Raw genomic sequence first — 23,807 nt, 5'->3', positions numbered from 1 at the left:
TCAAATTGCCAATGTCCGAGTGTTCAACCATTGCAGCGCGTCGCCTTCCAGCAACGGACTCAATCGACGCTGAACCTCGGCGTGATAGGCATTGAACCAGTCCTTTTCATCTTGGGTCAGCAGCGCTGGCTCCAAGCAGCGAGTGTCGATCGGGCACAAGGTCAGGGTTTCGAACTCGAGAAAATCGCCAAACTCGCTGCTTCCTGCCTCGCGATTCAATACCAGGTTCTCGATGCGGACACCCCAACGACCGGGACGGTAGGTGCCCGGTTCGATGGAAGTGATCATGCCCGCCTGCATCGCCGTTTGTGGCGCGGCAGCCGCCTGGTAGGCAATCACCTGCGGTCCTTCATGGACGTTGAGGAAATAACCGACGCCATGACCGGTGCCGTGCCCGTAATCCACCTGTTCTGCCCAGATCGGCGCGCGTGCGATGGCATCCAGTAATGGCGACAGAATGCCTCGAGGAAACTTGGCTCGGGACAGGGCAATCACACCCTTGAGCACGCGGGTGCAATCACGCTTCTGTTCGGCGGTGGGCGTTCCGACCGGCACCATGCGGGTGATGTCGGTGGTGCCGCCGAGGTACTGACCACCGGAATCGATCAGCAACAGGCCATCGCCTTCGATGACCGCATGGGCTTCTTCCGTGGCGTGATAGTGAGGCATCGCACCGTTGGCGTTGAACGCAGCAATGGTGTTGAAGCTCAGGGAAACAAAATCCGGGCGGCGTGTGCGCGCAGCGGTCAGATGCTCATCGATGGTCAACTCGGTAATACGCTCACGGCCCCAGGCACCCTCCAGCCAGGCGAAGAACTCACAGAGCGCCGCACCATCCTGCTCCATGGCCCGCCGGATGTGCTCGGCGTCGGCCAGGCTTTTCCGGGATTTGGCCAGTGTCGTCGGATTGAGTCCTTCGACCAGCTTCACACCGCCGTCCACGTTGTCCAGCAGGCCGACGGTCACTCTTGCCGGATCGACCAGCAGACTCGCGCCGACGGGCACCTCCCGCAACGCGCCAGCCACTTCGCTGTAGTCGCGCAGGGTCACCCCGTCTTGCTTTAGAACGGCACGCAGCGACGCGTCAACCTTGTCCAACGCGACGAACAGCGTCGCCTGTTGCTGGCTGACCAAGGCAAAGGAGACGAACACAGGATTGAACGACACATCCGCGCCGCGCAGGTTGAACAGCCAGGCGATGTCATCGAGCGTGGCGATGAAATGCCAGTCGGCACCACGCTCCTTGAGGGTTTCACGCAACTTGGCGAGCTTTTCGACCCGGCTGATCGTGGCTTGGGGAGGAAGGTGCGCGTAGACCGGTTGATCAGGCAGGTCTGGCCGATCGGACCAGGCTTCGTTGAGCAGATCGATGTCGGCGCGCAACCGCGCGCCGCGTTCCTCAAGCTTGCCGCTCAAGGTCCGGGCCGATGCCACGGCCATGACGGCGCCGTCGACGGCAACCACCCCACCTTGAGGCGTTTGTTCTGCGAGCCAATCGAGCGGCCCAGGCTGGCCTGGAATGAGCTTGACCAGCTCGATACCGCTGCCGTCAAGCTCCTTGGTGGCCTGCTCCCAATAACGACTATCGGCCCAGACGCCGGCGAAACTGGCGGTCACGATCAAGGTGCCCACCGAGCCATGGAACCCCGACAGCCATTGCCGGCCCTGCCAATAACCCGGCAGATATTCCGACAGATGCGGGTCGGCCGATGGCACCAACAGCGCATGAATGCCTTCGCGACTCATCAGTTGGCGAATCCGGGCCAGGCGCTGGGGAACCAGTCCATGGGTCAAAGGTTCGGTGCTCATCGTTTCTCCTGCTGTTCAATATTGTTGTTCGGTGCCGAATAGGTTCGGCTTATGGTGTGGTTGCCCAAAACGCCGGAGCCGCCGCGCAGACTGCCTTGATCAGCCGCACCGCCTCGTCGATATCCTGCTCGGTGGTAAAGCGCCCCAGGCTCAGGCGAATGGTTCGCCCCGCCGCGCGCGCATCGTGCCCCAGGGCCAGCAACACGTGCGATGGGGTGTTATGTGCGGAATTGCAGGCCGAGGTCGCGGAAAACGCTATGGAGGCGCCCAACGTCGCCGGGTTGAATTCACCCTCGTTGAAGGTCAGGCTCAACGTGTGGGGGATTCGTCGGGTCGCGCTGCCGTTTATACGGACACCTGGCAGGGCCAGCAACGGCTCAAGCAAACGATTGCGCAACCGGGCGATTTTTGCCAGTTCATCATCGAATGCCTCGGCCGCGAGTTCAAATGCGGCGCCCATGGCAGCGATCTGATGGGTAGCCAGGGTGCCGGAGCGCAACCCGCCTTCATGTCCACCGCCATGAATCTGCGCCGACAGCCGCGGCCGCGCACGGTCGCCGACATAAAGCGCACCGATGCCCTTGGGCCCGTAGATCTTGTGGGCGGAAAAAGACATCAGGTCCACCGGCCAACGAGCCAGGTCAATTTTCACTTTTCCGGCGCCCTGGGCCGCGTCCACATGCAACAGCGTACCCTGCTGGCGAACGATCTCGCCGATGGCAGCGACGTCATTGACGGTGCCCAGCTCGTTGTTCACCAGCATCAGCGACACCAGGAACGTATCTTCGCGCATTGCCTGGCGAACGGCTTGCGGGCTGATCAGGCCCTCGGCGTCCGGGGCCAGCCAAGTCACCGCAACGCCACTTTCTTCGAGCTGCCGTGCCGTATCGAGAATCGCCTTGTGTTCGATCAGGCTGGTGATGATATGCCCGCCGCCCCCGCCACGCGCGTGGGCGACGCCTTTGAGAGCCAGATTGTTCGATTCGGTGGCGCCGGACGTCCAGACGATTTGTTCGACCTGAGCCCCCACCAACTGCGCCACCTGCTGGCGCGCGCGCTCCACCGAGCGCCGGGCCTCCTGGCCGAAGGCATGGGAACTGGAGGCCGGGTTGCCGAAATTGCCGTCAAAGCCCAGACACTTGACCATGACCTGGATGACCCGCTCGTCCACCGGCGTGGTGGCGGCGTAGTCGAAATATAAAGGACGTTTATTCATAGGAAACTCGCAGAGCCTGCTCCGGGATCAGGCGCCCTCGTTGGGTTCGAGACTAGCAATACCTGATCAAAGACCCTAAAGAAGTCGGACTTCGTTTAAAAGTGCGTAGGAACGCTCCCGAACAGCGAGCTTAGCAGGCATCGCGCCGAAGCTCAGCCCTCAACTGATGCTTTCAAGCAACAACGGGTACAGCGAGGCGATCAGCAACAGGGCCATGCCCCAGTTGAACACGCGCAGCCAGCGGCGATCACGCAGCAGGTTGCGCAACAGGCTACCGCACACCACCCACAGGCTCACGCTTGGCAGGTTGATCAAAGCAAAGACTGCCGCGATCACCACCACATTGAAAAAATAACCCTGCAGGGGCGTGTAAGTGCTGATGGCGCCGATTGCCATGATCCAGGCCTTGGGATTGACCCACTGGAATGCTGCGGCGCCCCAATAGCTGATCGGTGTGTTTTCCCCGGGCTGGCTTTCCGAGACTGGACCGGAATGAGCTATTTTCCAGGCCAGGTACAGCAGGTATGCCGCACCGATGTAGCGCAGCGCCGTATAGAGCAGAGGGTACGTCTGGAACACCGCGCCCAGGCCAAGGCCCACCGCCAGCACCAGGGAAAAGAAGCCGCAGGTGATACCCAGCATGTGAGGAATGGTGCGGTTGAAACCGAAGTTGACACCCGAGGCCAACAACATGGTGTTGTTCGGGCCTGGCGTGATCGACGTCACCAGGGCAAACAGGGCGAAGCCCAGCAACAGGTCAAGCGAAAGGGTCATGTCAGGTCAATCCGTCGGAGCAGCCAGTCGAGTCACGACCCTACCCCACGTCCCGGTGCAAACCCATGGACAGTTGGGCAAAACTTCGAGCGGTACAGTCTGTCAGCTTGACCGGCCCGGCCGTTGCTCGACCCGCTCGGCGCTCATCTCGCCCCGGTCGTCGAAGCCCACGTTTTTCTGCGCGGTGCCGAGCAACTCGGTCTTTTTCGCGTGGTACTCCTCGAACGACAGGCCTCGCCGATTCAAGGCTTCCAAGGCTAATTCACGAGCCTCGTCGGCAGTGTAGGGACGCAGCTCCGGAGAGGAAGTGGCGCAACCGCTCAATACGGTGGCAGTCAGCAGCAACGAGACAGCAAGGAGACGGTTCATGGCGGGTGTCCGATGTTCTGTAGTTGGGCGATGAACAAAGGCTACCCGCCGGCCCCGCGCGGCAGAAATCAACCCTTTCGATAGTGGCTATTGTCTTTGCGGATCGGCCGCTGCGCTTAATCAACCAACCGGCAATGCAGCGCATCGTCCAGGCTGCGTTCGATGTTGCGCACCACCTGAAACGAGCCGAACGTCACGGCTTTGGCTCGGTGCGCCTGAATCAGTTGCCAGAAATCCCGCTCGCCGCTTTCCAGGCTTCGCAGCGCCGCTTCGCCCTCCTCGCGGGTTCGCCAACGCAGATAATTGAGCACGCGCCGACCGTCCTCACTGGCCTGGATACTGGCATTCAGCAAACCTTGGTGATCCCGCGCCAGGCGCTCGGTGTATTCCGACAGCACCGCGACCAGCGCCTGTCGCCACTGCGGTTCGATGTCGAATTCCATCAGTTGGGTAAAGCTGTGATTGTTCCTTGGCGATTGCATGGAGGCCCCCGATTGCAGGTAAGGCGGATCTTGCGATCCGAAGGCGTGCAGGGTAAAACCTCTAGTTAACTTTAGGTCAAGCAGGAAATTCAGGTAATGACGCCGATAAATGTCCATAAGGAACTCACTGTCGGCCAGCTAGCCGCCCGCAGCGGCGTGGCGGTCACGGCCCTGCATTTTTATGAATCCAAGGGGCTGATCAAAAGCACGCGCAATCAGGGCAACCAACGCCGCTATCCACGGGAAGTGTTACGCCGTGTGGCGCTGATCAAAGTCGCCCAACGCTTGGGCATTCCCTTGGCGGAGATCGGCGAAGCGCTGCAAACCCTGCCGGACCACCGCGCCCCTACCGCAGCGGACTGGAAAGTCTTGTCGGCGCAGTGGAGCCGCGACCTGGACGAGCGCATCAACCAACTGATAGCGCTGCGCGATCGACTCAACGGCTGCATAGGCTGCGGCTGCCTGTCGATGCAAGCGTGTCCGCTGCGTAACCAAGGCGATGCGCTAGGCAAACAGGGGCCGGGGGCGCATTTGCTGGAACAACCGTGAGGCGTTCGTCGGGCCATGACCCCGTCCATGACGGCTGACCTATAGTGGATGAGCAAAAATCGACGAAGACTCTCTTCGCCTCCCATAACAAAAAGGAGAAACGTCATGGGCGTTCAAGCCGTTCCCGAAGATTTCCGTAATATCACTCCCTACCTGGGTATTCAGAAAGCGGCCGAAGCCATCGATTTCTACAAACAGGCCTTCAATGCGACCGAGGTCATGCGCCTGGCCATGCCCGACGGTGGCATCGGACATGCCGAGCTGCGGATCAATGGCTATCCGATCATGCTCGGCACGCCTTGCGACCAAGGCCCGCTGAGCAACCCCGACCTATCGCCCTCGGTGGGCCTGCATTTATATGTCGAGGACGTAGACCGCGCATTTGCCCAGGCCATTGCCGCCGGCGGCAAGGTGATCTCCGAGGTCAAGGACCAGTTCTATGGCGATCGCACCGGCACGTTGAAAGATCCCTATGGGCATGTGTGGTTCCTGGCGACGCACAAGGAGGACCTGACTCAGGAGCAAATCGAGCAGCGGGCCAGAGAAATGTTCCAACAGCAAGGCTGACCTGTTCCCAGGCCAACAACGGTGGCGAGGAAGCTTGCTCCCTCGCCACGAAACCACAGACATAAACGAGAAACATTTTCTTTCATCTTCCCCTTCAGGATTTCCTTTGCTCGTTCGTCTTAATTAGATGCAGCAGGCCGCGTCGGCAAAAGCCACGGCCGGCCTTTCAGGGTTCAGGGTGTTGCGAAGCCCGTAATACCGAGCCTTTCATCGAATCAAGACGTTCAATCATGTCGAAGAAGTCCCGCTCCAAACTCTGGTTCCTGGTTCATAGCTGGCTGGCCCTGCCCATCTGGTTTTTCGTGCTCATCGTTTGCGTGACCGGCACCCTCGCGGTGGTCAGCCAGGAAATCGTCTGGCTGGTAAACCCCGACATGCGCGCAAGCAAGCCATCGGACGACGCCCCGCTGCTCAGCTACGACCAAGTCATTGCCGCAATCAAGCAAGCCCAGCCGCAAACCCAGGTGCAGGGCATCGCACGTCCGGACGAGTCGCATTTTGCGCTGGAGGTCAAGGTGACCTACCCCGACGGGCGCCCCGACACGGTCTACGTCAACCCGTACAGCGGCGTTGTCCAGGGCTCGGCGCCGGCGTTCAACTTCAGGGGCTTCACCCGCGCGCTGCACGGTTGGTGGTTGGTGCCATTCACCAACGGCTACAGTTGGGGCTGGTACCTGGTGTCGCTTCTGGGCCTACCGTTACTGGCGTCGCTGATAACCGGGCTGGTGGTCTACAAGCGCTTCTGGAAAGGCTTTTTCCGTCCAACCCTGCGGTTGCGTCATGGCGCACGCATTTTCTGGGGCGACTTCCACCGGCTGAGCGGTATCTGGTCGATCTGGTTCATCGCGGTTATCTCCATCACCGGCACTTGGTTCCTGATCGAAGCCTCACTGTCTGACAACCAGATCTCCATTTCCAGCGCACCTGTCATTCCCGTCGTCGCCCGCGAAGACGTGCCTCTGTCAGCCGACGGCGTTGCGCCGACGCAACTGAGCCTCGACCGGGCCATTGAAATCGCCCAACAGCGCATCCCTGGCTTGGAAGCGAGTTTTATCAGCCTGCCCGGCAATGCCTACAGTCATCTGGAAATCGGCGGCCGTGGTTGGTACCCCCTGATGTACCAGACCGCCACGCTCAACCCTTACAACGGCGATGTGGCGGCCTCCAGGCTGTTGACCGACCGTACGGCGCTGGAATTCGTCACCGAGTCCATGCGTCCGCTGCACACCGGGGATTTTGGTGGAATCTGGATCAAGCTCATCTGGTTCTTCTTCGGTCTGATCCTCAGCATGATGGTCCTCAGTGGCCTGCTGATCTGGACCAAACGCACCACCTTGGCCACCGCCAATGCGTTCAAGCGCAGCCAGAAACCCGTTCGAGTTGCGCAATCGTTGCAGCCGTCCATGCACCGTGATTCGCCGGAGGGCAACCTGTGACCGCGCCCAACACAGCCTCGCCACCGTCACGCCTGAGCCTGTTCTGGCGCAAATGGCGTTTTCACCTCAACGTGTTGCTGCTGCTGATTCCCCTGGGATTCATGCCAAAGTATTTCTCGGAAGCGGCGTTGTTTCGCGGCGATACCGGGCTCGGCGAACGGGAGATCGGCGAGGTTCAGGTTGGCCCATGGAGTCTGCGCCTAGCCGAATTTCGCAATGAAGCCCCACGCCCGAACGGCCCGGCCGGGCCAATGAAGCATTTCAACGCCGCGTTGTGCCAAGCCTGCATCAGCCAGGTCAAGGCCACCTACCTGCGCATCGGTAAACCCCGCAGCCTGCGGGCAGCCGGGGTGATTTTCTTCGGTTCGCCCTATCGCATGGGTGCCTTGTTGCCGGTGCCGGCGAAGACCCAACCCGACGCAGAGCTGTGGATAACCCTGGAGGGCTGGGACGGTTCGATGCACCAGGCCGCCATTCCCCTGAGCCAGGCCTCCCCGGCCACCGTCGCCTGGCTGAACACTCAAGGAGCCCGACCATGACCTTGCGCGCCTGTCTCAATGGTGTGGCGCTGTTGCTCTGCGCAAGTGCAAGCACCAGCGCCCTGGCCCATAACCCGATGTGCCAATGCAAGGCCATCGACGCCGAACAGATCCAGTGCACCGGTGGTTTTTCCGACGGCAGCGGTGCACCTGGGGTGACCCTGGACGTGATCGGCTACGACGAAACCATCCTGGTGCCGGGCAAGCTCGGCGCCGACTCGACGGTGACCTTCAAGAAACCGAACGCCGAATTCTACGTGCTCTTCGACGCTGGCCCCGGCCACGTGGTGGAAATCGACCAAGCCGACATCGAGGCCCCATGAACAGCCCCACCACCCAAGTGATTCGCCCCGCCGGCGCCGGCCATGAAACCCTTTATGTGTTGCTGCTCTGCCTGATCATCGTCCTGGCGGCCGGGTCCGTGGTGGCGTGGCACGGCAAAATCGAAGACACCGCTCAACTCGCCTCGAACCAGATAGACGCTCGCCGCGACCTCGACGCCGCGGAACAAGGCATCTATGCCGATCTGCGGGTGACCCTGGATGAAATTCACCTGCTGCGCGAGGACCAGCAGTCCCTGCCCGCCCCGCAGACGCTGGCCGATGAAGGCTTTGCCCCGTTCGCCCAGGACGCCAGCTCCGTCAGCCGCGGCGGCCATGCCTGGCAACAGCTGGAGGATCGCGCCTACTTCGGCGCAAGTCCTCGCCCAGCCGTCGCTGGCTCGTTTCTGATGCGCATCAGCGAAACGTCCGACGCCGCCCCGGACATCTGGCTCAACCGAGGCAATGCTCCAACGGCACCCACTGCGCTGGATGATGCCGCTTTATCCGCCGCCGGCTGGCAGCAAATCGTCGCGCAATTCGATGCGGGCGTGACCCGCCAGCACCGGCACTGACCCCACGCCTGATTCCAGAGAAGAATGTTCGCCCATGCCTATTGCACCTCTACGCCGACCCTCGCTGCGCCTGCTGCTGATCGGCCTGCTGGCCTGCCTGTTCACTGCCCAGGCCGGAGCCGAAACAACCAAGCGCCTGCGCATCGGCATCACCTTGCACCCGTATTACAGCTACGTGGCGAACATTGTCGGCGACAAGGCCGAAGTGGTGCCGCTGATCCCGGCCGGGTTCAATCCACATGCCTATGAACCTCGCGCCGAGGACATCAAGCGCATCAGCGGCCTCGATGTGATCGTGCTCAATGGCGTCGGTCACGACGATTTTGCCGACCGCATGATCGCCGCCAGCGAAACACCAAACGTGAAGGTGATCGAGGCCAACGAAAACGTGCCATTGCTGGCCGCCACCGGTACGGCGGCCCGAGGCGCGGGCAAGGTCGTCAACCCACACACCTTCCTGTCCATCAGCGCCTCGATCGCCCAGGTCAATAGCATCGCCCGGGAATTGGGCAAGCTCGACCCGGACAACGCCAAGGTCTATACCCAGAATGCACGCGCCTACGGCAAGCGTCTGCGGCAGATGCGTGCCGACGCCCTGGCGAAGCTGACCCAGGCACCCAACGCCGAGTTGCGGGTCGCCACCGTACACGCCGCCTACGATTACCTGTTGCGCGAATTCGGCCTGGAAGTGACCGCCGTGGTCGAGCCGGCCCATGGCATCGAACCGAGCCCCAGCCAGTTGAAAAAAACCATCGACCAACTGCGCGAACTGGATGTGAAAGTGATCTTCTCGGAGATGGATTTTCCCTCCACCTACGTCGACACCATCCAGCGTGAATCGGGCGTGAAGCTCTACCCGCTCTCCCATATTTCCTACGGCAACTACAGTGCCGAGAAATACGAAAAGGAAATGACCGGCAACCTCGATACCGTGGTCCGGGCGATCCAGGAGTCCGGCGCATGACTGTTCAGGAACCCATCACCCTGCAACGCGTCGGCCCCTTGATCGAGTTCGCCGAGGTCAGCCTGAACCTGGGCCGCACCACTATTCTCGATCACGTGGCCTTTCGGGTGGCGCCCGGCAGTATCCATGCCCTGGTCGGCCCCAACGGCGGCGGCAAGAGTTCGCTGATCAAGACCTTGCTGGGGCAAATGCCGCACCTGGGGCGTTTGAGCCTGCAATGGCCGGGCGAACCCGGCGTCATCGGCTACGTACCCCAGGCACTGGAGTTCGATCGGGGGCTGCCCATGACGGTGGACGATTTCATGGCGGCGATGTGTCAGCGGCGACCGGCCTTTCTCGGCCTGAGCAAGCATTACGCTGGTGCCATTGGTCAGGCCCTGGAGCGGGTCGGCATGCAGGACAAGCGCAAGCGACGCATGGGCGCGCTGTCCGGCGGTGAGCGCCAGCGAGTGTTGCTGGCCCAGGGGCTGATTCCTGCACCGCAACTGTTGGTGCTGGATGAGCCGATGTCGGCCCTGGATGAGGCCGGTATCCAAGTATTCGAACGGCTGCTGCAGGACTGGCGCCAAGCCGGAATCACCGTGTTGTGGATCGAACATGACCTGGAGGCCGTCGGGCGCCTGGCGGACCGCGTCACCGGCCTGAATCGCCGGGTGCTGTTCGACGGCCCGCCACGCCAGACCCTGACGCCAGAACGTCTGTTGACGCTGTTTTCCACCCATCCGCGAACGAATGGGAGCACTGTCTGATGAGTTATGAAGCCTTTCGCTTGATGGTCCAAGGCTGGGCATCATCCGGCTATTTGCCCGAGGCGTTGGCATACGGGTTCGTCGTCAACGCGTTGCTGGCCGGACTGTTGATCGGCCCGGTGCTGGGTGGCCTCGGCACGCTGGTGGTGGTCAAGCGCTTCGCGTTTTTCTCCGAGGCGGTCGGCCATGCGGCGCTGACCGGCGTGGCAGTCGGCATCCTGCTCGGCGAACCCTATACCGGGCCTTACGGCAGTCTGTTCGGTTATTGCCTGCTGTTCGGCATCCTGCTCAATTACCTGCACAACCGCACCGGCCTGGCGCCAGACACACTGATCGGCGTCTTCCTGTCGGTGTCCCTGGCCCTGGGCGCCAGCCTGCTGTTGATCCTGGCGGGCAAGATCAATGTACACATCCTGGAGAACGTGCTGTTTGGCTCGGTGTTGACGGTCAACGGCAATGATCTTCTGGTGTTGGCCGTGGTCGGTTCGCTGGTGATGGCCCTGGCGCTACCGCTGTACAACCGCATCATGCTCGCCAGCTTCAATCCGCAGCTGGCGGCGGTGCGCGGGGTGGCGGTGAAGACCCTGGATTATCTGTTCGTGGTTCTGGTGACGTTGATCACCGTGGCAGCGGTGAAAGTCATCGGTGCCATTCTGGTTGGCGCCCTATTGGTGATCCCAGCGGCGGCGGCGCGTTTGCTGAGCCAGTCGTTGAAAGGTTTTTTCTGGTGTTCCGTGTTGATCGCCACCGTCAGCACTTTGTGCGGGATTCTCGCGCCGATTGTGTTCGACCTGCCAATCCCGTCCGGTGCCGCCATCATTTTGGTAGCCGGCATCGCGTTCGCCTTGAGCGCCATCGCCCGTGGCGTTGTCCCCAGCCTTAAAGGGAATCTTGGATAAATGGTTTTTTCATTGCGACACCTGGCCTTGGCCGTGACCCTTTGCGGCGCGGTCGCTACCGCTTCATTCGCCGCCGAAAGCAAACCGGTGCATCTGCTGGCGTCGCTGCCGGTCACCTATGGGTTGGGCGAGGCCTTGCTCAAAGACACCGACATCAAGCTGGAAAGGGCTGCGCCTGCCAATCTGCCTGGCACTCGCCAGAGCGCCTATTTCAGCGGCCGTGGCGCCGCGGCCCTGAGCGAACTCGCCAGCGAGGCCGACGGGGTCATCGGCCTGCGCTCGCTGTGGCCGGACGATCCGCTGTATCCCATGGCCCGGCGCAGCAACATCCGTATCGTCGAAATCGACGCCGCCCGCCCGGTGGACGGCGCCCTGCCCGGTATTGCCGTACAACCGGGCATGACCGACGGCTTGGCAAGCCAGCCTTGGATGGCCAGCCATAACCTCGGTCGGATGGCCGACGTGATCGCCGCCGACCTGGTGCGCCTGGCGCCGACGGCCAAACCGAAGATCGACGCCAACCTGGCAACCCTCAAGCAACGCCTGCTCAAACTCAGCGCCGGTAGCGAAAAAAGTCTCGCCGGTGCCAATAACCTGAGCGTGGTCAGCCTGAGCGAACATTTCGGTTATCTGATCAGCGGGCTCAACCTTGACGGAATCAGCACCGATACCCGGCCCGATGCCGAATGGACCGCCGAAAGCCTTAAGCAACTGACTGCAACGCTGAAGAACAATGACGTGGCGCTGGTGCTGCATCATCGTCAACCCTCGGATGAGCTGAAGACAGCCATTACCGAGGGCGGCAGCCGATTGCTGGTGCTGAGCACCGACGCCGCCGATCCGGTAGCGGAACTGGAAAGCAACGTGGGGCTGGTGGTCGCGGCGTTGACGAAGAACTGATTGCAGACAGGCAATAACCCTGTGGGAGCGAGCTTGCTCGCGAAGAGGCCAGCACATTCAACATTGATGTTGACTGACGCACCGCTTTCGCGAGCAAGCTCGCTCCCACAGGTTTTGTGTTGCTCCTGGAATATTGCGTTAAAACATATCTCCCGGTACCCGCACAAACCCTTCCATCAACACCCGCGCGCTGCGGCTCATGATGGCTTTTTTCACGGTCCATTCGCCGTTGACCTGAGTGGCTTCGGCACCCACGCGCAGGGTGCCGGACGGGTGGCCGAAGCGCACGGCGCTGCGTTCGGTGCCGCCTGCCGCCAGGTTCACCAGGGTGCCGGAAATCGCCGCGGCCGTGCCGATGGCAACCGCTGCCGTGCCCATCATGGCGTGATGCAGCTTGCCCATCGACAATGCACGTACCAGCAAGTCGACGTCCCCCGCTGCAACGGCTTTGCCGCTGGATGAAACGTAATCCGCCGGCGGTGCGACAAACGCCACTTTTGGCGTGTGCTGGCGTTGGGCGGCTTCGTCCAGGTGTTTGATCAAGCCCATGCGCAAGGCACCATAGGCGCGAATGGTTTCGAACATGGACAGCGCCTTGGGATCGCCGTTGATCGCACCCTGCAGCTCGGTGCCGGTGTAACCAACGTCCCGGGCATTGATGAAAATCGTCGGGATCCCTGCGTTGATCAGGGTTGCCTTGAAGGTGCCAACACCTGGCACTTCAAGGTCGTCCACCAAGTTGCCGGTAGGAAACATCGAGCCGCCAGCGCCCTCTTCTTCCGCTGCCGGGTCCATGAATTCCAATTGCACTTCGGCTGCCGGAAACGTCACGCCGTCGAGTTCGAAGTCACCGGTTTCCTGCACCGCGCCGTCGGTAATCGGTACGTGGGCGATGATGGTCTTGCCGATGTTGGCCTGCCAGATCCGCACGACGGCCACACCGTTGTTCGGAATACGACTGGCCTCCACCAAGCCGCTGCTGATGGCGAATGAACCGACCGCCGCCGACAGGTTGCCGCAGTTGCCGCTCCAATCCACGAACGGTTTGTCGATGGACACCTGGCCGAACAGGTAGTCGACATCGTGGTCGGCCCGGGTGCTCTTGGCCAGGATCACGGTCTTGCTGGTGCTGGACGTCGCACCGCCCATGCCGTCGATCTGTTTCTCGTAGGGGTCCGGACTGCCGATCACCCGCAGCAGCAAGGCATCCCGGGCGACGCCTGGAACGCGAGCCGCTTGCGGCAGGTCCTGAAGGCTGAAAAACACGCCTTTGCTGGTGCCGCCACGCATGTAGGTCGCTGGGATTCTGATTTGGGGGGCGTGAGCCATGTTGCTCTTACTCCTTGAAACGGACGGGCAAAGGACTCGTCATCCTTTGCCCGGCCAGCAGATTTATACGGCAACCGCCGATTCGAGGAAGTCCTGGGCGAAGCGTTGCAGCACGCCACCAGCCTCGTAGATCGACACTTCTTCAGCGGTATCGAGGCGGCAGGTCACCGGCACCTCGACGCGCTCGCCGTTCTTGCGGGTGATGACCAGGGTCAGCGTGGCACGCGGGGTGCGCTCGCCAATCACGTCATAGACTTCACTGCCATCGATGCCCAGGGTCTTGCGATCGGTACCGGGCTTGAACTCCAGCGGCAACACGCCCATGCCCACCAGGTTGGTGCGGTGAATGCGCTCGAAACCTTCGGCAGCGATGGCCTCGACACCGGCCAGGCGCACGCCTTTGGCCGCCCAGTCACGGGACGAACCCTGGCCATAGTCGGCACCGGCAATGATGATCAGCGGTTGCTTGCGCTCCATGTAGGTCTCGATGGCTTCCCACATGCGCATGACCTTGCCTTCCGGCTCGACCCGGGCCAGGGATCCCTGCTTGACCTTGCCGTCTTCCTGGACCATTTCGTTGAACAGTTTCGGGTTGGCGAACGTTGCGCGCTGCGCCGTCAGGTGGTCACCACGGTGGGTCGCATAGGAATTGAAGTCCTCCTCCGGCAGGCCCATTTTCGCCAGGTATTCGCCGGCGGCACTGTCCAGCATGATGGCATTGGACGGCGACAAATGATCGGTAGTGATGTTGTCCGGCAGCACCGCCAGCGGGCGCATGCCCTTGAGCGGCCGCGCACCGGCCAGGGCGCCTTCCCAATACGGCGGACGACGGATATAGGTGCTTTGCGGACGCCAGTCGTAGAGCGGCGTAACTTTCGGCCCGGTGTCTTCCTGGATAGCGAACATCGGGATGTACACCTGGCGGAACTGTTCCGGCTTCACCGAAGCCTTGACCACCGCATTGATTTCTTCGTCGCTCGGCCAGATGTCCTTGAGGCGAATCTCCCGGCCGTCCACCACGCCGAGCACATCCTTCTCGATGTCGAAGCGGATGGTCCCGGCGATGGCGTAGGCCACCACCAGCGGCGGCGATGCGAGGAACGCCTGCTTGGCGTACGGGTGGATGCGTCCGTCGAAGTTGCGGTTGCCCGACAGCACGGCGGTGGCGTACAGGTCGCGGTCGATGATTTCCTGTTGGATCACCGGATCCAGCGCACCGGACATGCCATTGCAGGTGGTGCAGGCAAATGCCACCACGCCGAAGCCCAGCTTCTCAAGCTCGGACGTCAGGCCTGCTTCATCCAGGTACAACGCCACGGTTTTCGAACCCGGCGCCAGGGACGATTTGACCCATGGCTTGCGGGCCAGACCCAGACGATTGGCGTTACGCGCCAGCAGGCCGGCGGCGATCACGTTGCGCGGGTTACTGGTGTTGGTGCAACTGGTGATGGCAGCGATGATCACCGCGCCGTCAGGCATCTGGCCTGGCACATCGTCCCACTGGCCGGAGATGCCTTTGGCGGCCAGATCCGACACCGCGACACGGGCGTGCGGATTGCTCGGGCCGGCCATGTTGCGCACCACCGACGACAGGTCGAAGGTCAGGCCGCGCTCGTATTGCGCGCTCTTGAGGCTATCGGCCCACAGGCCAACATGCTTGGCATAGGTTTCCACCAACTGCACTTGTTCGTCTTCGCGGCCGGTGAGCTTGAGGTAATCGATGGTCTGTTGATCGATATGAAACATGGCCGCCGTGGCGCCGTATTCCGGGGCCATGTTGGAAATGGTCGCACGGTCGCCCAGGGTCAGCGCACTGGCGCCCTCGCCAAAAAACTCCAGCCAGGCACCGACGACTTTTTGTTTACGCAGGAACTCGGTCAGCGCCAGTACCATATCGGTGGCGGTAATGCCCGGCTGCAGCTGGCCAGTCAACTCGACGCCAATGATTTCCGGCAGGCGCATCCACGAGGCGCGACCGAGCATGACGCTTTCGGCTTCCAGGCCACCGACACCAATGGCGATCACACCCAAGGCATCGACGTGGGGCGTATGGCTGTCAGTGCCCACGCAGGTATCGGGGAATGCCACGCCGTCACGCTGCTGGATCACCGGGGACATTTTTTCCAGGTTGATCTGGTGCATGATCCCGTTGCCCGGCGGAATCACATCGACGTTCTTGAAGGCTTTCTTGGTCCAGTTGATGAAATGAAAGCGGTCTTCGTTGCGTCGGTCTTCGATGGCGCGGTTCTTGGCGAACGCCTGCGGGTCGGCACCGCCGCTTTCCACCGCCAGGGAGTGATCGACGATCAGTTGGGTCGGCACCACCGGATTGACCTGCGCCGGATCGCCACCCTGCAAGGCGATGGCATCACGCAGGCCGGCCAGGTCCACCAGGGCGGTCTGGCCGAGAATGTCGTGGCACACCACTCGGGCCGGGAACCAGGGGAAATCCAGGTCGCGCTTGCGTTCGATCAACTGCAGCAGCGACTCGCGCAGCGTGGCCGGGTCGCAGCGACGCACCAGGTTTTCGGCCAGCACGCGGGAGGTGTACGGCAGGCTGCCATAGGCGCCGGGGCGGATGGCATCCACGGCCCCTCGAACATCGAAATAATCCAGCGAAGTGCCGGGCAGCGGTTTGCGAAATTCTGTGTTCATCGTCAGGACTCGGGTCACGGTGGTTTCAGAAGGGGCTGGCGCAGCCGCTGAAGTGGAACTCGGTCCACTGTGGGAGCGGGCTTGCTCGCGAAGGCGGTGTATCAGTCGGCATCAATGTTGGATGTCAGTTCGCATTCGCGAGCAAGCCCGCTCCCACAAGGGGTGGTAGATTTCTTCAGTTGCAGAGTCAGCGTCCCTCCAGCTCAGCGTTGTTCGATTGGCACGAACTTGCGCTGTTCGACGCCGGTGTATTCGGCGCTCGGTCGGATGATGCGGTTGTTGGCGCGTTGTTCGAACACGTGGGCAGCCCAGCCGGTCAGGCGCGAGCAGACGAAGATCGGCGTGAACAGCTTGGTCGGGATGCCCATGAAGTGGTACGCCGAGGCATGGTAGAAGTCGGCGTTGGGGAACAGCTTCTTCTGCTCCCACATGGTCTTGTCGATGGCTTCGGAAACCGGGAACAGCACGGTGTCGCCCACTTCATCGGCGAGTTTTCTCGACCAGCCCTTGATCACCTCGTTGCGTGGATCGTTGTCCTTATAGATCGCATGGCCGAAGCCCATGATCTTGTCCTTGCGCGCCAGCATGCCGAGGGTGCCTTCGATGGCGTCCTGCGGTGAACTGAAGCGCTCGATCATTTCCATCGCCGCTTCGTTGGCGCCACCGTGCAGCGGGCCGCGCAGCGAACCGATGGCCGCGGTGATGCAGGAGAACAGGTCCGACAAGGTAGAGGCGCAGACCCGGGCGGTGAAGGTCGAGGCGTTGAATTCGTGCTCGGCGTAAAGGATCAGCGACACGTTCATCACCTTAACGTGCAGTTCGCTCGGCTTCTTGCCGTGCAGCAGGTGCAGGAAATGTCCGCCGATGGACGCTTCGTCGGTCACGCATTCGATGCGCAGGCCTTCATGGCTGAACCGGTACCAGTAGCACATGATCGCGGGGAACGCGGCCAGCAGGCGATCGGTCTTGTCGTGTTGTTCGGTAAAGTCGTTCTCCGGCTCCAGGTTGCCCAGGAACGAACAGCCGGTGCGCATCACATCCATCGGATGGGCGTCGGCGGGAATGCGCTCCAGCACTTCTTTCAAGGCCTGGGGCAAATCCCGCAATTGACGCAACTTATGGATATAGGCGTCCAACTGCGCCTGGGTCGGCAGCTCGCCGTACAGCAGCAGGTAGGCCACTTCTTCGAATTGCGCATCGGCCGCCAGGTCGCGAACGTCATAGCCACGGTAGGTCAGGCCGGCACCCGACTGGCCTACGGTGGACAAGGCGGTTTGCCCGGCCACCTGGCCACGGAGCCCGGCGCCACTGAGTACTTTTGCTTCGGCCATTTGCTGTCTCCAATCTTTTTGAATTTGTAGGGAATCGGCAATTTATAGAATGAACGCGCCTTACTTCTTCGCAGCGAACAACGCATCGAGCTTCTGCTCGAAGGTGTGGTAGTCGATGCGATCGTAAAGCTCCATGCGGGTCTGCATGGTATCGACGACATTCTGTTGCGTACCATCGCGACGGATCGCGGTGTAGACGTTCTCGGCGGCCTTGTTCATGGCGCGGAAGGCCGACAATGGGTACAACACCAGCGACACATCGGCACCGGCAAGCTGCTCGGTGGTGTACAGCGGCGTCGCGCCGAATTCGGTGATGTTGGCCAGGATCGGTGCCTTCACGCGACTGGCGAACAGCTTGTACATCTCCAGTTCAGTGATGGCTTCCGGGAAAATCATGTCGGCACCGGCCTCGATGCAGGCGGCTGCGCGGTCCAGGGCCGATTCCAGTCCCTCCACGGCCAGGGCATCGGTACGGGCCATGATCACAAAACTGTCGTCGGTGCGTGCATCGACCGCGGCCTTGATGCGGTCGACCATTTCCTGCTGCGAGACGATCTCCTTGTTCGGACGATGGCCGCAGCGCTTGGCGCCGACCTGGTCTTCGATATGAATGGCCGCCGCGCCGAACTTGATCATCGACTTGACCGTGCGCGCCACGTTGAACGCCGAGGAACCAAAACCGGTATCCACGTCCACCAACAGCGGCAGGTCACAGACATCGGTGATTCGGCGCACATCGGTCAGTACATCATCCAGGCCGGTAATGCCCAGGTCCGGCACGCCGAGGGAACCGGCCGCCACGCCGCCGCCCGACAGGTAGATCGCCTTGAAACCGGCGCGTTTGGCCAGCAGCGCGTGGTTGGCGTTGATCGCCCCCACCACTTGCAGCGGATGCTCATTGGCGACCGCATCGCGGAAACGCTGGCCTGGCGTGCTTTGGCTGGAACTCATGACTCACCTCGTTCAGTGGCGGCGCTGTCCTGGAAATGACGCGCGATGTTGCGTTTGGACGCGCCGATATGCCGGCGCATCAATAATTCGGCCAATTCACCGTCACGGTCGGCAATGGCGTCGAGAATCCGGTGGTGCTCGGCAAACGCCTGGCGCGGACGGTTGGGGGTGGTGGAAAACTGGATGCGGTACATGCGCACCAGTTGGTAGAGCTCGCCGCAAAGCATTTGCGTCAGGGTGCGGTTGCCGCTGCCCTGGATGATCCGGTAATGGAAGTCGAAGTCGCCTTCCTGCTGGTAATAACCGACACCGGCCTGAAACGCTGCATCACGTTCGTGGGTTTCCAGGACTCGGCGCAGTTCGTCGATTTCTTCCAGGGACATGCGTTCGGCTGCCAGGCGGCAGGCCATGCCTTCGAGGGACTCACGGATCTCGTAGAGTTCCAGCAGCTCGGCGTGGCTCAGCGACACCACCCGGGCACCGACATGGGGAATGCGCACCAACAGGCGCTGGCCCTCCAGACGATGGATCGCTTCGCGCAACGGACCACGGCTGATGCCATAGGTGCGCGCCAACTCAGGCTCGGAAATCTTGCTGCCCGGGGCGATCTCGCCTTTGACGATGGCGGCCTGGATACGCCGGAAGACGTTCTCGGAAAGGGTCTCCGAGTCGTCCTGCACCATCACCGGGGTTTCGAGCTGATCGAGCATATTGTCGACACCTTGAAAATCAATATGGCAAAAACTAACCATAAACCAGGTAAACGTCAAAGCAAAAATACATATTGTCGACAATCGTCTAATAAGCGCCTGCACCATAACTCGTTGATCGGGGGGGTTGCAGCCTCCGGCCGGCGGTGGCGTCAGAAAACCACCGTGCTAGAATGCGCCGCTGTTTGCCGCTCCCTTCTATATAAGGGAAGGCTACGAAGGAGCTTGTGCAGTAATGCCAGGGCCTGAACCGATAAACGGAACGCTGCGCACCAGGATCTATGACACTCAAGCCCTTATCTGCCGCTCTCTATTTCATGTGCCTGCCGGGGCTTGCCGCGGCGGGTGAAAAAACCGTGTATGGCCTCAATGAATACGCCGCCCTGCAAGGCATCGACCTGGAGGTCGCGGCCAAGCTGGACACCGGCGCCAAGACCGCGTCCCTCAGTGCCCGCGACATCAAGCGCTTCAAGCGCAATGGCGAATCCTGGGTGCGCTTCTACTTGGCCATCGACGCGGCCCACTCGCACCCCATCGAACGTCCGCTGGCCCGAGTCAGCAAGATCAAGCGCCGCGCCGGTGACTACGACCCGGAAGAAGGCAAGAAATACACAGCCCGACCGGTCATCGAACTGGACATCTGCATGGGCTCGGCCCTGCGCAGCATCGAAGTGAACCTGACCGACCGTAGCGCCTTCCAATACCCGTTGCTGATCGGTTCCGAGGCGCTCAAGCGCTTCGACGCACTGGTCGATCCCAGTCTTAAATACGCTGCTGGCAAACCCGCCTGCGCCAATGCCGCTCAAACCGCAGAGTAATTCCAATGCGCTCCCTGACCCTCCATTTGAAAATGCTGATCGCCATCCTGGTGGTGCTGGGCCTGTCGGTGACGGCCTATCAGATTTTCGTGCTCGGCATCCCGGTAACCGAAGACGCCACCGACGACTTGTGGAACATCGACGCTAAGGTCGAGTTCATGCCCAATGCCAAGGATCCGGTGAAGATCCAGATGTTCGTGCCGCCCCTGAGCCGCGATTATGTGAGCCTCAACGAGAGTTTCATTTCCAATAATTACGGCGTGGCGGTGAACCGGGTCGACGGCAACCGCAAGGTGACGTGGTCGGCCCGTCGCGCCAAGGGCAACCAGACCCTTTATTACCGCCTGGTGTTGACCAAGCGCTACAGCGCCGAAAAAACCAAGGTCAAGGGCCCGACTTTCCGCGACAGCATTGCCGTCGAAGGCCCGGAGAAGCTCGCCGCCGAAGCCCTGCTCGCGCCGATTCGCCAGCACTCGGCCGACGTCGAGACGTTCATCAGCGAAGCCATCAAGCGGGTCAATAACCTCAACGACGACAACGTCAAGTTGCTGCTGGCCGGCGACCCCGCTTCAGCCAACAAGGCCCGGATCGTCGAACTGGTACTGTCCATCGCTCACGTGCCGGTGGAAAAGGTCCACACCATCCGTCTGGTGGCCGATCAACCGCAGGTGCCTGAACTGTGGCTGCGCAGTTTCAACGGCACCGACTGGCTGTATTTCAACCCCGACACCGGCGAACAGGGCCTGCCCACCGACCGCCTGCTGTGGTGGACCGGCGACGAAAACCTGATCACCGTCGATGGCGGCAAGAAAGCCACCGTGACCTTCAGCATGAACAACAGCGAAATGAACGCCATTCGCCTGGCCAAGCTGACGGACGAAAACACCGACGCCAACTTCCTCGAATACTCGCTTTACGGCCTGCCGCTGCAAACCCAGCAGACCTTCATGATCATGGTAATGATCCCGATTGGCGTGCTGGTAATCCTGGTGCTGCGCAACCTGATCGGCCTGCAGACCTTGGGAACGTTCACCCCGGTACTGATCGCCCTCGCCTTCCGCGAAACCCAGCTGGGCTTCGGGATTATCCTGTTCTCGGTGATCACGACGCTGGGCCTGTCGCTGCGCTCGTACCTGGAACACCTCAAGTTGCAGATGCTGCCGAGGCTTTCAGTGGTGCTGACATTCGTGGTGGTGCTGATCGCCGCCATCAGTCTGTTCAGCCACAAGCTGGGCCTGGAGCGCGGCTTGTCCGTGGCGCTGTTCCCGATGGTGATCCTGACGATGACCATCGAGCGGTTGTCCATCACTTGGGAAGAACGCGGCGCCGGCCATGCGATGAAGGTCGCCATCGGCACCTTGTTCGCCGCGTCCCTGGCACACCTGATCATGAGCGTGCCGGAGCTGGTGTACTTTGTGTTCACCTTCCCGGCGATCCTGCTGATCCTGGTGGGTTTCATGCTGGCCATGGGTCGTTATCGCGGCTACCGCCTGACCGAGCTGGTGCGGTTCAAAGCCTTCCTCAAGGCTGATTCGTAATGTTCGGCTTCTGGAAAACCTGGAAGGCCCTGGAAGCCCGGGGCATCATGGGCATCAACCGGCGTAATGCCGATTACGTGCTCAAGTACAACAAGCGCAGCCTGTACCCCATCGTCGATGACAAGATCATCACCAAGGAACGGGCGATCGCCGCCGGCATTCATGTGCCGGAACTGTACGGGGTGATCTCCACCGAAAAGGAAATCGACAAGCTCGACGAGATCATCGGCGGGCGCACCGACTTCGTGATCAAGCCGGCCCAGGGCGCCGGCGGCGACGGCATCATCGTCATCGCCGACCGTTTCGAGGGCCGCTATCGCACGGTGTCCGGCAAGATCATCAGCCATGAGGAAATCGAGCACCATGTCTCCAGCATCCTCACCGGCCTTTACTCCCTGGGCGGCCACCGTGACCGGGCGCTGATCGAATATCGCGTGACGCCAGACCAGATCTTCAAGAGCATCAGCTACGAAGGCGTGCCGGACATCCGCATCATCGTGCTGATGGGCTATCCGGTGATGGCGATGCTGCGGTTGCCGACCCGCCAGTCCGGCGGCAAGGCCAACCTGCACCAGGGCGCCATCGGCGTGGGCGTCGACCTCGCCACGGGGCTGACCCTGCGCGGCACCTGGCTGAACAACATCATCACCAAACACCCCGACACCACCAACGCGGTGGACGGCGTGCAACTGCCCTACTGGGACGGTTTCATGAAACTGGCCGCCGGTTGCTATGAACTGTGCGGGCTGGGCTACATCGGCGTCGACATGGTGCTGGACCAGGAGAAAGGGCCGTTGATCCTGGAACTGAACGCCCGGCCGGGGCTGAACATCCAGATCGCCAACGACTGCGGCCTGACCCTGCGCACCCACGCAGTGGAAGCCCGCTTGGAAGACCTCCAGGCCCGGGGCGTTATCGAAACCGTGGAAGAACGCGTGGCGTTTGCCCAGGCGTTGTTTGGGCATATTCCGCCGGTTGAGGGTTGAGGCCGAGGTTTGAAGGCGCAAGTGTGAAACCCTGTGGCGAGGGAGCTTGCTCCCGCTGGGTTGCGCAGCAACCCCAAAGCCCAACACCTCGGTGCATCAGGTTGATTGCATTCAACTGCCCTGGGGGTTGCTTCGCAACCCAGCGGGAGCAAGCTCTTATCAAACAAAATACAACCCATTGTTTTTGCTTCTAAAAATCATGCAGCCTTAACTAATTGCATACCCAACTTTCGGGCTTTGCGCTCCAGAGCCCGCAGTTGGCGTCCCCGGCTTTTCTCCTCAAACTCTTCTATCCCTTTCTCAACGTAGGGTTGGCCTTTGGTGAGCATGGCGTAAATCAATCGCGCCAGTTGATGAGCCGTCGCCTTGATCGCGCAACTAGTGTCCATCCGCGTCAGGCGGGCACGGTGGCTGGCGCCAATAAAACTTTTATCCTGCCGTGCGTTGGAGGCCGCTTGCTTGAGGGCTTGGGCGGCTCGATTGATGATTTTAGGCGCTTTACCAGGAAGCGGTTTGCCTCCTGATATTCGCGTGGGAGGGGCCAGACCAAGCCAAGAGCTTAAGTGCTGCGAGGTCGGGAAACGTGATAAGTCCGGCCCCAGTTCGCTGGCGAGTACCAACGCAATATCAATACCGATGGTGGGAATGGCCGTTAAATCCACGCCCATGACCTTGATCAGTGCCTGGTGTAGCGCCAGTTGTTGATCGGCTGAGCGATGTGCACTGCGCAAGGGCTTGCAAGGCAGTCCTGTCTCCGGCTGAAGAACTGGAAGTCGCGCTAGCGCCTGGGCAATGGCTTGATCGCATTCAGCGATCTGCTTTTCCAAGAAGTCATGGCACGCCAGCTCCTGGCCTAGCGCATGTAGATGCTCTGCCCGCCAGTTGCCATGCAAGCTGCGAGCGATGGTTTCCTGATCGGCCTTGATCCGTCCGTCGCGCAAGGCTGAAAGCTTTTCAGGGGAACGCTCGCCTTGGACGATAGCCCGCAAGATCTTCAAACCCGTCACCCCGGTGATGTCACTGATAACCTGGGCCAACTGGATGTTCATCTGACTCAAGGCCTTCTGCATACGATTGATCGACTTGGCTTGGTCGCAGACTTTATTGGCGCGCTGGCGGACCAACGAACGCATCGAACAGATCTCATCAGAAGGGCGAAAAGCGCCGCTGAGCAGGCCGTGCGTCATGAGTTGCCAGATCCACTGGCAATCAAGCACATCGGATTTGCGCCCAGAGGTCTGCCGCGTAGCACGTGAGTTAACCAGATAAACCTCAAAGCCACGCGCATCCAGCACTTCGAAAAGCGGAATCCAGTAAACGCCCGTCGCCTCCATGGCCACG

24 protein-coding genes are annotated in these 23,807 nt (G+C 61.1%); 13 read left to right on the top strand and 11 right to left on the bottom strand.

Going from position 1 to position 23,807, the window contains the following annotated elements; genetic code table 11:
• The 5 genes from AD663_RS07960 to AD663_RS07940 all read right to left on the bottom strand — a co-directional run bounded on the left by AD663_RS07960 (window position 1) and on the right by AD663_RS07940 (window position 4,650).
• The gene (locus AD663_RS07960) at window positions 1-1,809 is read right to left on the bottom strand and encodes an aminopeptidase P family protein (protein ID WP_003179613.1); all 1,809 of its coding nucleotides are present in this window, start codon (window positions 1,807-1,809) and stop codon (window positions 1-3) included.
• A gap of 49 nt (window positions 1,810-1,858) precedes the next feature.
• Window positions 1,859-3,025, bottom strand: a complete 1,167-nt coding sequence (locus AD663_RS07955) for a cysteine desulfurase family protein (RefSeq protein ID WP_003179612.1) — start codon at window positions 3,023-3,025, stop codon at window positions 1,859-1,861.
• Window positions 3,026-3,184: 159 nt separating this feature from the next.
• Window positions 3,185-3,799: a LysE family translocator gene (locus AD663_RS07950; RefSeq protein ID WP_003179610.1), complete on the bottom strand. Its 615-nt coding sequence runs from the start codon at window positions 3,797-3,799 to the stop codon at window positions 3,185-3,187.
• Window positions 3,800-3,901: 102 nt separating this feature from the next.
• Window positions 3,902-4,168 carry a hypothetical protein gene (locus AD663_RS07945; RefSeq protein WP_003179608.1) on the bottom strand — a complete coding sequence of 89 codons (267 nt, stop codon included), beginning with the start codon at window positions 4,166-4,168 and terminating at the stop codon, window positions 3,902-3,904.
• 116 nt (window positions 4,169-4,284) lie between these two features.
• A complete protein-coding gene (locus tag AD663_RS07940) occupies window positions 4,285-4,650 on the bottom strand; it encodes an antibiotic biosynthesis monooxygenase (RefSeq protein ID WP_003179606.1) in 366 nt (121 codons plus the stop codon).
• 96 nt (window positions 4,651-4,746) lie between these two features.
• Here AD663_RS07940 and soxR point away from each other — a divergent pair, with 96 nt between their 5' ends.
• The 10 genes from soxR (at window position 4,747) to AD663_RS07890 (ending at window position 12,148) form a co-directional block, all read left to right on the top strand.
• On the top strand, window positions 4,747-5,199 hold the full coding sequence (soxR, locus tag AD663_RS07935; protein WP_003179604.1) for a redox-sensitive transcriptional activator SoxR: 453 nt from the start codon (window positions 4,747-4,749) through the stop codon (window positions 5,197-5,199).
• A gap of 105 nt (window positions 5,200-5,304) precedes the next feature.
• Window positions 5,305-5,766 (top strand): VOC family protein, encoded by a 462-nt coding sequence (locus AD663_RS07930; RefSeq protein ID WP_003179602.1) that lies wholly within the window; start codon window positions 5,305-5,307, stop codon window positions 5,764-5,766.
• A gap of 230 nt (window positions 5,767-5,996) precedes the next feature.
• Window positions 5,997-7,202 (top strand): PepSY domain-containing protein, encoded by a 1,206-nt coding sequence (locus AD663_RS07925; protein ID WP_003179600.1) that lies wholly within the window; start codon window positions 5,997-5,999, stop codon window positions 7,200-7,202.
• Complete coding sequence (locus tag AD663_RS07920) at window positions 7,199-7,741, top strand: hypothetical protein (protein WP_003179598.1); 543 nt, start codon at window positions 7,199-7,201, stop codon at window positions 7,739-7,741. The genes AD663_RS07925 and AD663_RS07920 overlap by 4 nt, the downstream gene beginning before the upstream one ends.
• Window positions 7,738-8,064, top strand: coding sequence for a hypothetical protein (locus AD663_RS07915; protein WP_003179597.1), 327 nt, complete (start codon window positions 7,738-7,740; stop codon window positions 8,062-8,064). The genes AD663_RS07920 and AD663_RS07915 overlap by 4 nt, the downstream gene beginning before the upstream one ends.
• Entirely contained in the window at window positions 8,061-8,636 is a 576-nt protein-coding gene (locus AD663_RS07910) for a DUF6162 family protein (protein ID WP_003179596.1), read from the top strand. The genes AD663_RS07915 and AD663_RS07910 overlap by 4 nt, the downstream gene beginning before the upstream one ends.
• 34 nt (window positions 8,637-8,670) lie before the next feature.
• Window positions 8,671-9,600 (top strand): metal ABC transporter solute-binding protein, Zn/Mn family, encoded by a 930-nt coding sequence (locus AD663_RS07905; RefSeq protein WP_053213523.1) that lies wholly within the window; start codon window positions 8,671-8,673, stop codon window positions 9,598-9,600.
• Window positions 9,597-10,349 carry a metal ABC transporter ATP-binding protein gene (locus AD663_RS07900; RefSeq protein WP_053213522.1) on the top strand — a complete coding sequence of 251 codons (753 nt, stop codon included), beginning with the start codon at window positions 9,597-9,599 and terminating at the stop codon, window positions 10,347-10,349. Before AD663_RS07905 ends, AD663_RS07900 begins: the two co-directional genes overlap by 4 nt.
• Entirely contained in the window at window positions 10,349-11,248 is a 900-nt protein-coding gene (locus AD663_RS07895) for a metal ABC transporter permease (RefSeq protein WP_003179593.1), read from the top strand. The genes AD663_RS07900 and AD663_RS07895 overlap by 1 nt, the downstream gene beginning before the upstream one ends.
• Complete coding sequence (locus AD663_RS07890) at window positions 11,249-12,148, top strand: metal ABC transporter solute-binding protein, Zn/Mn family (RefSeq protein WP_003179592.1); 900 nt, start codon at window positions 11,249-11,251, stop codon at window positions 12,146-12,148.
• A gap of 138 nt (window positions 12,149-12,286) precedes the next feature.
• Here the strand turns inward: AD663_RS07890 and prpF are convergent, their stop codons facing one another.
• The 5 genes from prpF to AD663_RS07865 form a co-directional block, all read right to left on the bottom strand.
• Window positions 12,287-13,477, bottom strand: a complete 1,191-nt coding sequence (prpF, locus tag AD663_RS07885) for a 2-methylaconitate cis-trans isomerase PrpF (RefSeq protein ID WP_053213521.1) — start codon at window positions 13,475-13,477, stop codon at window positions 12,287-12,289.
• 63 nt (window positions 13,478-13,540) lie between these two features.
• The gene (gene acnD, locus AD663_RS07880) at window positions 13,541-16,132 is read right to left on the bottom strand and encodes a Fe/S-dependent 2-methylisocitrate dehydratase AcnD (protein WP_003179577.1); all 2,592 of its coding nucleotides are present in this window, start codon (window positions 16,130-16,132) and stop codon (window positions 13,541-13,543) included.
• A 203-nt stretch (window positions 16,133-16,335) separates the two neighbouring features.
• A complete protein-coding gene (gene prpC / locus AD663_RS07875) occupies window positions 16,336-17,463 on the bottom strand; it encodes a 2-methylcitrate synthase (RefSeq protein WP_003179576.1) in 1,128 nt (375 codons plus the stop codon).
• Window positions 17,464-17,523: 60 nt separating this feature from the next.
• Entirely contained in the window at window positions 17,524-18,414 is an 891-nt protein-coding gene (prpB, locus tag AD663_RS07870) for a methylisocitrate lyase (RefSeq protein ID WP_003179574.1), read from the bottom strand.
• Entirely contained in the window at window positions 18,411-19,124 is a 714-nt protein-coding gene (locus tag AD663_RS07865; protein ID WP_003179571.1) for a GntR family transcriptional regulator, read from the bottom strand. Before AD663_RS07865 ends, prpB begins: the two co-directional genes overlap by 4 nt.
• A gap of 281 nt (window positions 19,125-19,405) precedes the next feature.
• On the opposite strand from AD663_RS07865, the gene AD663_RS07860 reads away from it, so the two are divergent.
• The 3 genes from AD663_RS07860 to AD663_RS07850 are packed head-to-tail and all read left to right on the top strand — an operon-like array spanning window position 19,406 to window position 22,466.
• Complete coding sequence (locus AD663_RS07860; protein ID WP_003179569.1) at window positions 19,406-19,942, top strand: ATP-dependent zinc protease; 537 nt, start codon at window positions 19,406-19,408, stop codon at window positions 19,940-19,942.
• A gap of 5 nt (window positions 19,943-19,947) precedes the next feature.
• The gene (locus tag AD663_RS07855; protein WP_003179567.1) at window positions 19,948-21,480 is read left to right on the top strand and encodes an inactive transglutaminase family protein; all 1,533 of its coding nucleotides are present in this window, start codon (window positions 19,948-19,950) and stop codon (window positions 21,478-21,480) included.
• Window positions 21,480-22,466: an alpha-L-glutamate ligase-like protein gene (locus tag AD663_RS07850; RefSeq protein WP_003179566.1), complete on the top strand. Its 987-nt coding sequence runs from the start codon at window positions 21,480-21,482 to the stop codon at window positions 22,464-22,466. The genes AD663_RS07855 and AD663_RS07850 overlap by 1 nt, the downstream gene beginning before the upstream one ends.
• Window positions 22,467-22,663: 197 nt before the next feature.
• Here the strand turns inward: AD663_RS07850 and AD663_RS07845 are convergent.
• On the bottom strand, window positions 22,664-23,807 hold a 1,144-nt coding region (locus AD663_RS07845), incomplete at its 5' end, for an IS110 family transposase (RefSeq protein ID WP_053213520.1).

It is taken from the genome of Pseudomonas sp. Q12-87 (genome assembly GCF_001269755.1).
GTDB lineage: Bacteria > Pseudomonadota > Gammaproteobacteria > Pseudomonadales > Pseudomonadaceae > Aquipseudomonas > Aquipseudomonas fluorescens_S.
Note: the sequence above shows the minus strand (reverse complement) of the source record. Positions and strands in the feature narration are given on the sequence as shown.